Annotated in this window: 20 protein-coding genes and 1 tRNA gene; all 21 read right to left on the reverse strand. The window is 38.8% G+C overall.

What is annotated here, in order from left to right:
• Nucleotides 1-166 precede the first annotated feature (166 nt).
• Nucleotides 167-622 (reverse strand): 30S ribosomal protein S9, encoded by a 456-nt coding sequence (gene rpsI, locus HYT61_02175; GenBank protein ID MBI2063028.1) that lies wholly within the window; start codon nt 620-622, stop codon nt 167-169.
• Between the two features lie 131 nt (nt 623-753).
• Complete coding sequence (gene rplM / locus HYT61_02180; protein ID MBI2063029.1) at nt 754-1,095, reverse strand: 50S ribosomal protein L13; 342 nt, start codon at nt 1,093-1,095, stop codon at nt 754-756.
• 5 nt (nt 1,096-1,100) lie between these two features.
• A complete protein-coding gene (gene rplQ / locus HYT61_02185) occupies nt 1,101-1,451 on the reverse strand; it encodes a 50S ribosomal protein L17 (protein ID MBI2063030.1) in 351 nt (116 codons plus the stop codon).
• 11 nt (nt 1,452-1,462) lie between these two features.
• Nucleotides 1,463-2,206, reverse strand: coding sequence for a DNA-directed RNA polymerase subunit alpha (locus HYT61_02190; GenBank protein MBI2063031.1), 744 nt, complete (start codon nt 2,204-2,206; stop codon nt 1,463-1,465).
• 77 nt (nt 2,207-2,283) lie between these two features.
• On the reverse strand, nt 2,284-2,919 hold the full coding sequence (rpsD, locus tag HYT61_02195; protein MBI2063032.1) for a 30S ribosomal protein S4: 636 nt from the start codon (nt 2,917-2,919) through the stop codon (nt 2,284-2,286).
• Nucleotides 2,920-3,029: 110 nt separating this feature from the next.
• Nucleotides 3,030-3,470 carry a 30S ribosomal protein S11 gene (rpsK, locus tag HYT61_02200; GenBank protein MBI2063033.1) on the reverse strand — a complete coding sequence of 147 codons (441 nt, stop codon included), beginning with the start codon at nt 3,468-3,470 and terminating at the stop codon, nt 3,030-3,032.
• Entirely contained in the window at nt 3,470-3,856 is a 387-nt protein-coding gene (gene rpsM, locus HYT61_02205; protein ID MBI2063034.1) for a 30S ribosomal protein S13, read from the reverse strand. Before rpsM ends, rpsK begins: the two co-directional genes overlap by 1 nt.
• A 5-nt stretch (nt 3,857-3,861) precedes the next feature.
• Nucleotides 3,862-3,975 carry a 50S ribosomal protein L36 gene (gene rpmJ / locus HYT61_02210; protein ID MBI2063035.1) on the reverse strand — a complete coding sequence of 38 codons (114 nt, stop codon included), beginning with the start codon at nt 3,973-3,975 and terminating at the stop codon, nt 3,862-3,864.
• 133 nt (nt 3,976-4,108) lie between these two features.
• Nucleotides 4,109-4,318: a translation initiation factor IF-1 gene (gene infA, locus HYT61_02215; protein MBI2063036.1), complete on the reverse strand. Its 210-nt coding sequence runs from the start codon at nt 4,316-4,318 to the stop codon at nt 4,109-4,111.
• A gap of 109 nt (nt 4,319-4,427) precedes the next feature.
• Nucleotides 4,428-6,125: a hypothetical protein gene (locus HYT61_02220; protein MBI2063037.1), complete on the reverse strand. Its 1,698-nt coding sequence runs from the start codon at nt 6,123-6,125 to the stop codon at nt 4,428-4,430.
• Between the two features lie 60 nt (nt 6,126-6,185).
• Complete coding sequence (locus HYT61_02225; GenBank protein ID MBI2063038.1) at nt 6,186-6,782, reverse strand: hypothetical protein; 597 nt, start codon at nt 6,780-6,782, stop codon at nt 6,186-6,188.
• Nucleotides 6,783-6,800: 18 nt separating this feature from the next.
• The gene (locus tag HYT61_02230; GenBank protein MBI2063039.1) at nt 6,801-7,403 is read right to left on the reverse strand and encodes a hypothetical protein; all 603 of its coding nucleotides are present in this window, start codon (nt 7,401-7,403) and stop codon (nt 6,801-6,803) included.
• 14 nt (nt 7,404-7,417) lie between these two features.
• Nucleotides 7,418-8,137, reverse strand: coding sequence for a hypothetical protein (locus HYT61_02235; GenBank protein ID MBI2063040.1), 720 nt, complete (start codon nt 8,135-8,137; stop codon nt 7,418-7,420).
• 110 nt (nt 8,138-8,247) lie between these two features.
• Nucleotides 8,248-9,231, reverse strand: a complete 984-nt coding sequence (locus HYT61_02240; protein ID MBI2063041.1) for a hypothetical protein — start codon at nt 9,229-9,231, stop codon at nt 8,248-8,250.
• A gap of 14 nt (nt 9,232-9,245) precedes the next feature.
• On the reverse strand, nt 9,246-9,698 hold the full coding sequence (locus HYT61_02245) for a hypothetical protein (protein ID MBI2063042.1): 453 nt from the start codon (nt 9,696-9,698) through the stop codon (nt 9,246-9,248).
• A gap of 2 nt (nt 9,699-9,700) precedes the next feature.
• Complete coding sequence (locus tag HYT61_02250; GenBank protein ID MBI2063043.1) at nt 9,701-9,922, reverse strand: hypothetical protein; 222 nt, start codon at nt 9,920-9,922, stop codon at nt 9,701-9,703.
• Entirely contained in the window at nt 9,915-10,211 is a 297-nt protein-coding gene (locus HYT61_02255; protein MBI2063044.1) for a hypothetical protein, read from the reverse strand. Before HYT61_02255 ends, HYT61_02250 begins: the two co-directional genes overlap by 8 nt.
• Before the next feature lie 15 nt (nt 10,212-10,226).
• Nucleotides 10,227-10,703 (reverse strand): hypothetical protein, encoded by a 477-nt coding sequence (locus HYT61_02260; GenBank protein MBI2063045.1) that lies wholly within the window; start codon nt 10,701-10,703, stop codon nt 10,227-10,229.
• 146 nt (nt 10,704-10,849) lie between these two features.
• Entirely contained in the window at nt 10,850-12,565 is a 1,716-nt protein-coding gene (locus tag HYT61_02265) for an alanine--tRNA ligase (GenBank protein ID MBI2063046.1), read from the reverse strand.
• Nucleotides 12,565-12,729 (reverse strand): hypothetical protein, encoded by a 165-nt coding sequence (locus HYT61_02270; protein ID MBI2063047.1) that lies wholly within the window; start codon nt 12,727-12,729, stop codon nt 12,565-12,567. Before HYT61_02270 ends, HYT61_02265 begins: the two co-directional genes overlap by 1 nt.
• Nucleotides 12,730-12,733: 4 nt before the next feature.
• Nucleotides 12,734-12,807, reverse strand: a tRNA-His gene (locus HYT61_02275).
• Between the last annotated feature and the right edge of the window lie 487 nt (nt 12,808-13,294).

Raw genomic sequence — 13,294 nt, forward strand, 5'->3', positions numbered from 1 at the left:
CCCAATATTTAACACAAGTGTAACACGAGAGCTGATAATAGTCAAATAATAAAAAACCCGACTCAATAGAGCCCAGTTGAGCCGGTTTAAAATTGTTGCGGTTAAAAGACCAAAGTTTGGCCCAATGCGGGGTCGCGACAATTCTGACTCGCAGGCTAGCGTTGACTTAACGCTTCGCCCATTGTGGGGCTTTTCGGGCTTTTTTGAGGCCGTATTTGCGGCGTTCTTTTTCGCGTGAATCACGAGTAAGATAGCCTGCTTTGCGGAGTTTTTTAGAAAAATTTTGATCAAACATAACTAATGCTCGGCTTAAACCGAACTTAGCCGCATCGGCCTGGCCATGTATGCCGCCGCCAAATAGTCGTATTGTGGCCTTAAACCTGCCAAGAGATTTTAGTTTTTTAAGTGGAGATTCAACTATGTTTTGCAGTTCCTGGACCTTAAAATATTCATAATATGGTTTATCATTAACTGTGATTAGTGCCTTATCCTCAGCAGTTTGAGCATCGGTTGATTTTTTGGTAAATACGCGTACTCTCGCGACAGCTCTTTTCCTGCGGCCTATGGATTCATAATATTTTTCTGGGCCGTTTTTTATTGTTTTTGTCGGTTCTGATTGCATTTCTGTTTCTTTCATTTTTATCTCCACATCTTTTATAATTTTAGGCTCACCCTTAAGAACGGTTTTTTTAACCGTTTTTTCTTTGACAGTTTTTGTTAGCTTGACTGTTTTGGTTGTTGTTTTTTTAAGCATTATTCAATTTCTAGATTCTTTATTATCTTACTTCTTAATTTATTTGGTGCAAGCATTCTATAAACCGCTAACCACAATACACGTTTCGGGTTTTGCTCAAATAGCGTTTTTAATTTTTTGGATTTCATTCCGCCTGGATAGCCCGAATAATGATAATATGTTTTTTGGTCAGTTTTTTTGCCCGTAAATTTAATTTTATCTATATTCGTGATTAAAACCTTTTCTGTTGGCAAAATATTGGGTTTATAATTGGGATTAATTTTGCCACGCAAAATAACGGCAATATTACTTGCCAAACGTCCTAATGATTGATTTGCGGCATCGATGTTATGTATGGCCATAAATTTTAACTTACCAATTCTATAATTGCCATTTTGGATCCGTCGCTTAAACGCGGTGGCAGATTCCTGATCCTGGTGTACCCCCCGCTTCTTTCGGCAAATCCCGGGCCAATTTCTTGGGTTAATTTTTTCGCGACAAGCGTTCCCACTTGTGAAGCAATTGTTTTGAATGCCGCAAGATTATTCGCTTTACCCTTTGTTATCAGCTTTTCTATAAATGGCCTTAAACTTTTTGCCTTGGCTTGTGTTGTTGTTATTTTTTTGTTTGTAATTAGGGCCAATGTAAGGTCACGCAATAATGCCTTGCGTTGCTTAGTTTCTCTCCCAAATTTACGATTTTTTTTACCGTGTTGCATGTGTTAAATTATTATTCTTCTGATTTTTTCTTGCGGCTCTTTTTGGGTTTTTCTTTTGCCGCTTCTTCCGTGGGTAATTCCACATTTTTAATTATAGTAAAATGCTCAACTAGTATTTGGGATGCTTTCTTTAGCGCTTCTTCAGGACTGATACTACCATCAGTTTCTACGTCTAGCAAAACTTTATTGTAATCAGTTCTTTGGCCTACACGGATGTTTTCTACGGTGAAATTAACATTTCTAATCGGAGTAAAAATACCATCAATTGCAATTTTACCAACACTCAACTTTTCTTTTTGTCTTTGTTCGGCTGGGACGTAACCGATACCCCTCTCAACAGTTATTTCCATTTCAAACTCTATTTTCTTATCGGTTACTGTCGCAATATGCTGGTTTTTATTTATAATTTCAACATCAGAGGTGCTTTTAATGTTAGCAGCTGTAACCTCACCTTCTCCCTTTGAACTAAGCACTAGCGTAACCGGTTCATCAGAAAATAATTTAAATCTTACTCTTTTTAAGTTTAATATAATTTCAATTACATCTTCTAAGACTCCTGAAATTGCAGAAAATTCATGGTCAACTCCTTTTATTTTCATAAAAGTTATTGCCGCACCGTCCAAAGATGACATTAAAACGCGTCGAAGGGTATTACCAATGGTGGTTCCATAACCCGGAAAGAGAGGTCCAATTTCAAAAACTGCCTGGTTGCCATTTTTGGAAACGACCTTTGGTTCTGTTGGTAGTTGAAACATGCAATTAGATTTTAGATTTTAGGTTTTAGGTTTTAGAAAATTATCTAGTACCTAATACCCAGCATCTAAGACCTTTTTTAGCGTGAGTAAAATTCAATTAATAGTTGTATGTCTTTTACTTCAAGACCGCTTTCTTGTATTGTTGGTAAACCTACGATTTTGATGGTCAGCGTATCTTTATCAAGTTCAATCCATTTGGGTGGTTCACATTTTTTAAGCCACTGTGCCAACGAAACAGAAAAATACTTTGTTTTTAAGCTGCCCTCTCTGACTTTCAATATGTCCCCGATTTTAACTTCGCAAGAAGGTATAGACACCTTTTTACTGTTAACTTTGATATGGCCATGATTTACGAGCTGGCGCGCTTGGTCACGCGACTGGGCCAAACCAGAGCGGAACACTACGTTGTCTAGTCTTGTTTCAAGTTTTTTTATCAGAGTATCGCCCGTTTCCTGTTTTGATTTAATGGCATCTTTTACCCAGTTCTTAAATTGCCTTTCCATCATACGGTAAGTATTTCTTATTTTTTGTTTGGCCTGTAGCTGGGAGCCGTATTCGGAAATGCGGTTCCTGAAACTTTTGCCATGCATTCCTGGTGGATACATCCTTTTTACAGTAGCTGATTTGGGAGAATATGAACGCTCACCTTTTAAAAAAAGTTTAGTTCCTAATCTTCGTTCTATTTTTTCTCGTGGGCCAGTATAGCGTGCCAAATTAGGAATTAATTTTTAATTTCCAATTTTTAAATAAATCTTAATGTTTTTAATTTTTAAACATTAGAAATTATTTATAAAATTATAAATTATAAAATTATGTTTAAAAGTTACACTCTTCGGGGTTTTGCCGCCCTTACTCCATTATGCGGCATGGGTGTGGCGTCTATGATTGAAGTGATGTTTATACCAGTGCTAGCGATACCACGTATTGCTGCTTCACGGCCAGGGCCAATGCCTTTTATTGAAACCTTTGCTTCCTGAAGCCCTAATCTTTTTGCTTTTTCTGATGCGTCCTTGCCAACAAGCGTTGCAGCATAAGGAGTTGATTTTCTTGCGCCCTTGAAACCCAGCATACCCGCAGAAGAAAAAGCAAAGATGTTACCATTCGGATCTGTCACAGACACGATGGTATTATTGTATGAAGAAGAAATATTGATTGTCCCTTTAAACACCTGTTTTTTAGATGACTTTTTGGCCGTTCCAACATCTGCCGTGTTTTCGGCAGTCGTATTCTGTCCAGAAGTTGTTATGATTCTTTTTTTACCCATTATGTTTTTTGTGCCGTTGGTTTCCTACCAGAACCCATGGTCTTTCTTACATTACCTCTTGTGGTGCGGGAATTGGTTTTTGTTCGGCCATGGATTGGCAGGCGCCTCGCGTGTCTTACTCCGCGCCAGACACTGATTTCTTTCAATCTTTTTATGTTTTCTGAAACTTCGCGTCGTAAATCCCCCTCAACTTTATAGTTGCGATCAATAATGCTTTGAATGCGATTGATTTCCTCCGAAGTTAGTTCTTTGGCGCGTTTATCTTTCGATACGTTTGCTGATTTTAAAATTATTCGACTATTGGTCGGACCAATGCCGTATATATAGCTCAATGAGTACTCTATTTTTTTGTTGTCTGGAATATTAATTCCTGAAATTCTAGCCATGATAGTTAGCCCTGACGTTGTTTGTGTTTCGGATTACTGCAAATACAATACAACTTGCCTTTGCGGCGTACCAATTTGCAATTATTACATATTTTTTTTACAGAAACTCTGACTTTCATCCCGTTAGAAGTCGCTGCTACGCAGCCTTACGCATAAGTTACAGCTGCACAATAAGACTTTTGATTATTTATTAGTTATGACTGCAAACCCGTTAGGGCGACTTCTAACGGGATTCATATTTGTGCTTATGGCTTACCTGCGGTAGATGATTCTTCCTTTTGTCCCATCGGGGCTTAGTTCCAGTGTTACTTTATCGCCAATTATCACCTTTATATGGTTCATTCTCATTTTTCCCGCTAAATACGCCAAAACTTCTCTACCATCGTTGAGTTTGACCTTAAATTTTGTGTCGGGCAAGGCATCTATAACAATGCCTTCTTCTTTTAATTTTTGATCACTCAAGCTTTTATTTAAATAAAGAAAAAACCAGATTTCACTTGGAAATCAGGCTATTCTTAACCTTATTCCATTGTTTTTAAGTCTAGCAGAACGCTATTTGCATGTCAATCCCCTATTCTTTTTCTATGCTTATTTTAATTCTTGTCTGATCCTTCGGGATGCTTTTGACCCAAAATGGCGAAAGAGTAATACGGGCTGATTCAACTTCTTTCATGTTTTTAAAGTAATCACGTATGGCATCTTCTTTCATTCCCTGTATATCTTTGAGTATTTTTTCTTGATCTACTTTAACGGCTGCTTGTCCGGAAACTTGCATGTCAAAAGTCATTGTTGTGTTGTCAGTATTATTTTGGGGGTTGGTAGAGTTAAGTGTCAGGTTTTTTTCCACTAGTTCCAAATTACCCTTTTGGGAGATATAGTTTTTAATTAATTCTAAAATGTCAGATTCGCGAAAAGCTAGAGTACTAGCTGTCCCGCCAACTGTTATTTGGAAGTTTTCTACCGCCTCACCAACTTTGGCATTTGATATTGGCGGATCAAATTTTATCATGATTGAATCCAGGATTTTTAGTTCGCCTGCCTGATCATTGAGTGATTGTAATATCTTTTCTTTAAGTTTTGCAGTAACAGCTTCCTGTCCCTTGATAAAATCTTCTTCGGTAACCACTTTTGAGAGTCCGATGACGCCGCCAGTCATTGGTTTTTCAGATTCAGCGTAGAAATCTTCAAACTTCGGTGTTCCTTCTAGACCGGGCACTGAAAAGGTGGTAGGAGCGATATTATATTCCGGTCCCGGCCTATCGGCATAAACTGCCGATTCAATCACGCCTTCTGTTGCTACGGTGCCCGTCTTGGTCGCGGCTGGTACGGTGATAGTCTGGGGGATTCTGAAAATCAAGCCATCTTGTGATTTAAACCTGGTAGTGGCAACAAGACGTTGGGTCGTGAACCCCTTGTTGTATATAGTGATTTTACCGCTTGCTTTTTGGGCCACATCTTTCTGGCCGGTAGCCTCGAATGTACCGGACTCGCTGTCCTTATAGCCAAAGCGCTGGCCGGGTATGCGATTAAAATCAAAATCTACTGATGTTGCCAAACTTGAGGCCGAAATCTTGAGTGGAAAGTTAAGGTCTTGTTTCTGGGGGCTGATTATTATTCGAGCGCTGCCAAGCGTAGTGTAGAGAACAAGAATTAAAACCAAAACCGCTCCGCTGGCTAGAAAAAATGGAGTTTTCCTGAAAATTCCCGAAGCTTTTATTTTTTTTATTCGAGCAGTGTCTTGATTTGTCCGCGCCCAAACGCTTGTTATGTCGCCGGCAATTTTTTCTTCCTTAATTCCTCTTGTAATCTCCACGTCAAACGGGTTTGTTGTTTCTTCTTTAATTTTTATTGGCCGTTTTGTTTCATACTCTGGTCTTACAATATCTTTTATTACTTTGGGCATGGTTGTTGTTTTAACGGCTGCCAATTGAATGTCTGGCTCCGATTCAGCGTATTGTTCTACTGTGGTTTGTTCTGATGTACTTATCACTGTTGGACTGTCGTGTTTTTTGATTTCCGGAGACTTAATCAGCTCTATCTTATTTTGTGAAGCAAATTGTTCAACGATAGGATCGCTGGTCATTATGCTGACATGTTTGCCGGATGAATCCGCCTCGCGCTTGATGGCGGTGAAATGCTGGGATTGTCTTGCAAGCTTGGAACCCTTGGGAAAAATAAAAATTACCTCTTCAGACTCTGTATTTTTGAACAAATCAAAAACCTCGTCAAAATTTTCATTTTTGAGGACATGGATTATTTTGGTTGACATTAGCCAACCTAATTATAACACTTTTAATATAAACAATAAAAAAAACCGCGTATATGCGGTTTAACTTTGTCCAATCAGTTTTTGGTCGGGTTTTTCCATATCGGAAATATCTTGCCTTAAAACTCCAACTGTTTTTCGGAATTCATAAAACGTTAGAGGCTCGTTGTGAAAAGATGTCCATCTTAAAAAGCATGACTTAATACGAATATAAATGAAAAAACAAACAAGGAAACCCATTGTTCCTGCAAAAAATTTAAAACCAAGATACCCAAGAGTATAAGTAGTATCACTTACTAACATCAATGAGCGTATAAATGACCAAAGAGAGATAGCCGATAACCCCAAGAGATTTAATTTTACAAAGTAGCGTAATGCCATGCTTAAAAGCAAAGATTTAAGAGTCATTTTATACACCTGCAGCTTCGTATTTTTGTTTTCCACAATGTCTTGGATTCTATAACTGGCTATGCCCAGTTTATTTACCAAAAAAAGTTCTACGGTACGTTTGGCTATTCCTCTGATATGCTCTAACTTAGTTTGTCTTTTTTGTTCCAATTCCGATTTTTGTTTTTCTAATTCAAGCCATTTTTTCTCTCGGGCTTCCATTAATGCCAAAGCCAACGGGTCCTGCTTAAACAAGCTTGTTGAGTTTTTCATATGATCCCCCTTTTATCCTTATTCAACAAGTTTCTGGCACTTGACTTCCAATTCGGCAATATTTTTTATACAGCAAGCGATAACTTTAGTCACGAGTTTGCCTAGCGGGGGTATGTTTGGATAAGAGTTCTTGAACAAAGTTTGTAAAACTTTACCTATTGAGTCTGTATTACAAACCCAATCATAAGCCACGGTAAGCATCGTCATGATTGTAAATGACATAAGCGGAATAACCGGGCTGATTAATCTGGATATTGCCATCCATCCGAGTAAGAAAGTTAGAGGGAGGGTTAACAAGGTAAATGGTTTTGTCATCCAATATATTCTTCTCCATTTTTTTAGGTCCATGATGACAGAACGCAATACTTTGATTTTTGAGTGAGTATCGTTCAGTACCCTATCAATATGTTGTGGTGTCATGTCTGCAAGTTCTTTTAAGTATTGCCTGCACAACTGATCAGGCAGGCTATTTAAATGGATAATATAATTTTTTTCTTGTTGTTCAAGCTCCTCTTTTTTTTCTTGCTTTTTTAACTCTAATTTTTTGATTTTTTCTTGTTCGGCTTCTTGTATGGCAGTGGCCAATACGTCTTGACCGATTAATCCAGTTTGATTTTCCATTTTCCCCTCCTTTTCTATGCAATTTGTAATGAGTTAAGCATGCTCTGGAATTTTTCCAGATTGAAAAGTTCTGCTTTTTCTGTTTTGACTTCCTTGGTTTCCAGCTCGCCATCCTTGACCCGCAAAAGCCACTCTCGGCTTAAAATAATCATCAGACCGTCAATGACTTTGCTTGGCCGTCTGAAGTCAAAATAATCCCGCAGTTCTTGATGGCTGATATCGTTTGACTCAACCCCGATCAACTGCCGGAAACTTAGCCAGCCGTCCTCGGTTTTCAAAATGTGATTCAGTTTTATGTCCATCCTGACGGTTGTCAATTTGGACATTGACCCGCAACAGCGAATACTAGTTTCTTGAACCAGGTGTTCCCAATGAGCAAATGAGCGCAGTACCGTCATCAATGTTGCATCGCGCGGTTTGAAAATTTCCGCGTATTTCTGCAAGTCGGCAATCAATGTGGGATGTGAAGGAAAACAAGTCGTTTCATCCCAGGCAGTCGGACAACTTATGAGTTCGTCATTGAGATGGCTAATTAATTTATGTTGAGCTTCAAGAGCAATGGCTACAACATTAAGAAAATCAGAATTTTTGGTCAAAAGTTTCGAGTTGCCGATGGCAATTTTTGCGCGTATGGAATTGATTAGTAGTTGTAACTTCTGCAGGCAGTCCGCATAGTCAATAAATATTGTGTTACCATGTTTCGTAAGCGCAAGTTCCTGGTTCACTACTGTCATTCTTGCTCCCAAATTTTCAAGGATCTTAGGTTGGTTTAACATAGCACAGATAATTGTTTCCGTCAAATTAAAAACTCTGGATTTCCAGAGTTTAAGTAAAAGAACAAAAATTAAATGGATTCTGCCGTTTGTGTCGGTTTTAGAGCAAGTTTTTCGGTGGTAGCTTGCAGGGTCTTGAGTTTGCCCATAATTCGGCTTTGGCCGGTTTGGAGCAGTTTCTTTAGGTCTGATGAAGCGATTCTGTAATTGTTAACCAAAGTTGCCGCATCTACCGCCGTTTCAATGGCGTTGAGCGAGGCCTGGAATGTCGCCACTACCGCATCCTTTGACGCGTACATTGACTGGTTCATGTCAACCATCGTCTGCGCCGAATCACGGATTACCGCAACCGGCCGGTAAATATTAACATAGTCAAAGTATTGGCCTACGCCGCGGTGGAAAATTTCCAGTCCGGCGGAACAAACCTTGCTTAAAGTATGTATCAGCTCTTCGCCGATGATAATGTTAGATAGTAATTGTTCCAACAACTGAATCTTGCGTTTCTCCCGCTCTTCAGGATCTAAGATGCTAAATTCTTTGTCCAGAAGGCGCGCTACTTCTTCATAGATTGGCACGCCGGCCCGTTCGGCCATATAATGCTGTAACTGTTGGGCATCCCAGTTTTCTTTTTGCGCCGTTGCGATATCAGCCGCCAGATTATCCAGATCTTCAGCTTTGGCTTGGGCACAGGCAGCAATGTTACGCAATGCGTCCTGCGTATTGTTGACGTTGGTGCGCATTAGTCGTTCAATTAGCTCAAGAACGTCGTATTCCTCGGCTATGAATTTCACCATGCCATCGGGCAGTGAGTCGTAGAATTTTCTGGGAATTATGAAATGCAATACCTGTGCCATTAAACTCCTTGTTCTGTCAGTCGGCAGGTCAAGAGCTTTCTTGACCAGTTTGTTGTTATTCGCCAGTTCTTCTTTGCTAGCGTTCAATGCCTTCATATTTTCTTTCAAAGACCTGTCGTTGGGTGATTGGAAGTTTCTCTTATAACTTGAAACGGAAAACTTAGAAGATTGTCTGTTGCTTGGTACAATCATGTTTGTCATGGTTTCCTCCTTTTTTAGTTCGGAAAATAATAATTATCTTTGCCGTATATTGATTTTAATTTCTTTGTATGAATACGATACCAGAAACTGTAAAGCAAAAATTCATCGTAGCTGTTGTTTCTAGTATGTAGGTTAACAAGGTCTATAGCCATCGTTATTAATCCTACCGGGTTGCTGATCACAAAAATAATTTGTATAATTGACCAAAACTTAGAGCGGTCGTAAATCTTTTCAGCCAATAATTCTTTTTCTCTTTTTTCCAGACTGTCTACTTGATTTTTAGACAAGCCCTCAAACTTGTAAGCGAGTACGTAAAAAATATTTAAAAATTCACTTTTTCTATTTTGTATTTGAGTAGCTTGTTTAGCAGTCCGATGTTTTTCTTGCAATTCCCCTAACTTTTTCAAGAATCTTTCTTTTTCAGTATTTGCAATTAATTTATTATCCATTGTGGCCCCATTATCCATGGCTATCTCCTAAAATATTTCTTGGCTATCAAATATACAGTTCCCACAACTACAGTCGGCAAGATAAGCCACGACGCGACTATCCACGCAATCCCGATCAGTCCGAAGGTGACTTTTAACGCCACATATCCGCCGATTGCCAATGCGCCAACCTTAGCCAATCCAGTCCATCGGTTTCTCGGAAAAGATATTGTCCAAGTTTCTCTTTTCGCCAGGTTATTCATCGTTTTTTCCTAGTTGATTCTTGTTTTTTACGTTTGCTAATATATTTTCTACTAACAGTTTTATGTTTGAAGTTGCTTGTTCGTGCGTGAAACCCATACTTATCAATTTGTCATATTGATCAAGCAGTTGTTCTTCAAAAACTTGATAATTAATTTGGGCATTGATTTTGGTTTGGATAAATTTACCCACAGCAAACATTCCAGCCGCAATTTTGATCAGGGGTTTAGCTTTTCTAAACAGCTGTTCCATATCAACGTCAGTTTTTGAAGTCGTGTTTTTTGGTGTCATGGTTCCCTCCTTTAATTAGTAACCGTCGTAGTCATATTCCCCATTTATGGCCTTATTTAATATTTCGTGGCAAATAAAATCCTCGCCGCACATTTTTTGTAGTTTTTTATAGATGCGGCAGTAATTAAAATTGGTAAACCGGGTTGCCAAATAAATCCACCCCAAGATAGGGACAAAACCAAATAGAATTTCCAATTTTGCCCGTGGTTTAGCTTTCGTAAGAATCAATTTGCTTAAAATTTTTAGTTTTTCAGGGGTATAGGTTTCTAACTGCTTACGGTCAAGACCATAAAAAGCATAAGCAAACCTGACAAAGCATATTGAAAAATTGATTCTTAAATGGCATAATTTTTCGGCTTTTTTAGCGGTTGGGTTTTGTCTCTGCATGTTCATTATTTCTGCCAGAAGTTGTTCTTCAGGTTTATTTGCAATCATTTGTTCTCGTTGGTTGGTCATCGTTTGTTCTTGGACAGTAGTATTAGCATCTGTCATAATTGCCTCCAAAGTAGAGATTTTTTGAGTATTTTAAAGGTTCAAAACTCACGGTTGAAAGTATAACTAAAACAATACAAGATGTCAAGTTAAATGGGGTATGGTAACAAAAAAACGGGTTTACCCGTTTTTTTTGATGAAAATTGTTAACTAATGTCTGCCCTTATCCGCCGAGTACCAGCGGAGATTGATTCTTCTTTTTTTATTTTAAATTTGCCGATTTCGCCGGTGTGAGCAACATGAGGCCCTCCGCAGAGTTCACGGCTGAATGGCTTATCATCGGAGCCAATTGTGTATACCTTCACAATCGGCGGATATTTGAGTTTGAAGAAAGCCAAAGCGCCTTTTTTGAGCGCTTCTTCGTATGGCATTTCCCGCGTAGTTACCGGGAGGTCTTGATCAATGGCTTTATTCACGATTTCTTCAACTTGTTTGATGTCTTCGCTAGTCATTTTGCGTGGGAATGTAAAGTCAAATCTTAAGCGTTCTGGGGTAATGTCAGACCCGGCTTGATGCACTTCTTCGCCCAGTACTTTGCGCAATGAAGCATGCAGAAGATGTGTTGCGGTATGCAGACGTGTAACCTTGGCCAATTCTTCCTCGCTGCCGGCTTTTAATTCCCCGGTGTCCAATATTAACCCATGTCCGCCAAATTTTTTTTCTGCGCCGGCACGTGATTTGGCCTGGTGTTTTTTAAATTCCTCATCAAACGCTTCACGAGTTAGATTTTTGGCTTTTCCTGAATCTTTAATGCTTTCGTAAGGTAAACCGTAACTCTCATAAAGTTTAAAAGCGGCTAACAAATCAACAATTTCTAATTTATTTAATTCTGCCAAACCACGCGACATCGTTTTCCAAAATTTTTCGGCTTCTTCTTTGAATACCTCCCGTATTTTATTCTCGTCCAAATTGGCATAGAAATATTTATATTCGTGAATGACAGAGTTCAATATCTCATAAAGATTGGCGGTATCATTTCTTTTTACTATGATTCGACGTATCAAACGTCTCAAAACATAGCCCTGATCTTTATTTGAAGGTAAAACTCCGTCAGAAATAAGAAAAACAACTGCCCTAGCGTGGTCAGCAATGATTCTCGGTAGCCCATTTCCAAAAGCAAAGAGGTCTGTTTCAAAAATATTTTTTTTGTTTTGGACTGCCATTGCCAGCCGCTCTAGCCCCATACCGGTATCCACGCCCCGCTTCTTTAGGGGTTCAAATTTAAAATCTTTTGTACAATTATATTCATTAAAAACAATATTCCAAATTTCAACACCTTTAACATATATTTCTGTTGTCGGTCCGCAGGGACCCTCGTCTCCGGTGGGACCCCAAAAATTATCACGCAATCCATTTATTCCTTTTCTCGCCTCTATTTTTATGTTTGGGTCAATTTTCTTCCAAATTTGTTCCGAATCTTTATCTGTTGGCACGGGGTCGGCTTTAATTTTTTTTAATTCAAATATCTCATGCGTGTCTGCTCCGCCAAATACCGAGATATAATCAATCTCTAACCCCATTTCCTTGGTGATAAATTCATGGGCGTATTCAATCGCTTCTTTTTTCCAGTAACCGCCGAAACTGAAATTCCCGAGCATTTCAAAGAAAGTAAGGTGCGATTCGTCCCCCACCTCGTCTATATCAGAGGTACGGATGCATTTTTGGATGGATGCGGCGTTGAGAGAACCAAAATCTTTCATCGGATCGGCTTCGCCGGTATAGTATGGTTTGAACTGCTGCATGCCGGCGGTAGTAAAAAGCACCGATGGATCATTCGGCAAAAGCGAGCTTGATGGAACAATCTTGTGTCCCCTATCTTCAAAAAACTTTAGGAATTTTTTGCGTATCTCAAGGTGTGTCACTATTTGTAATTAAACTTTTTAATAAATCGGCGTACAGTTTTTACAACAAGCAAAATAATAGCCAAAATCAAAAACAGCCACATCAACCAAATGGTCAAACTTAAAACCAGACCAATCAAAAATAAACCGATAAAAATTGTAATTAAAGTTTCTAAGATACCCATTTTTTGGGGGGATCTAGGGGATTCGAACCCCTGACCCTTCTGCCACAGAGAAGTGTGTTGCCATTACACCAAGATCCCCATGAATTTCTTATGTTCGACTTTGTCGTGGTGGATAAGATAGTGACAATTATGGCAAAGCCAAACCAAGTTTTCTATTTTATTGTTCATCCTATTCTCGTCTAAATGATGCACTGCTAAAATTCTCTTATCTTTTAACTTACAAAATTTACACGCCTGCTTGGCATGACTTCTTAAGAGAATATGTCTGTATCTATGCAGGCCGCCTTTCCAAAATGGATGTTTTTCTCCAGAGAAAAAAACATTTCTCCATATAGTCTGACATCTCTTTGTACAGAAAAATTTACCACTTTTCGAATGCCTTAATTCTTTAGGCATTTTCCATGCTAATTTATTGCATGTGGAACAATTTATAAATTTACCGCGACGTTGTCCTATCGTTTGGCATTTACGCGAACAGTATTTCCCGCCGCCAATTTTTAAGTGATATGGTTTGATATAGGATTTATTCTTACAAATGTGGCATGTGATGGTGGGCATTAACTAA

It is taken from the genome of Candidatus Yanofskybacteria bacterium, from assembly GCA_016181175.1.
In the GTDB taxonomy this organism is placed as follows: domain Bacteria; phylum Patescibacteriota; class Minisyncoccia; order 2-02-FULL-40-12; family IGHO2-01-FULL-4-A; genus 2-01-FULL-44-17.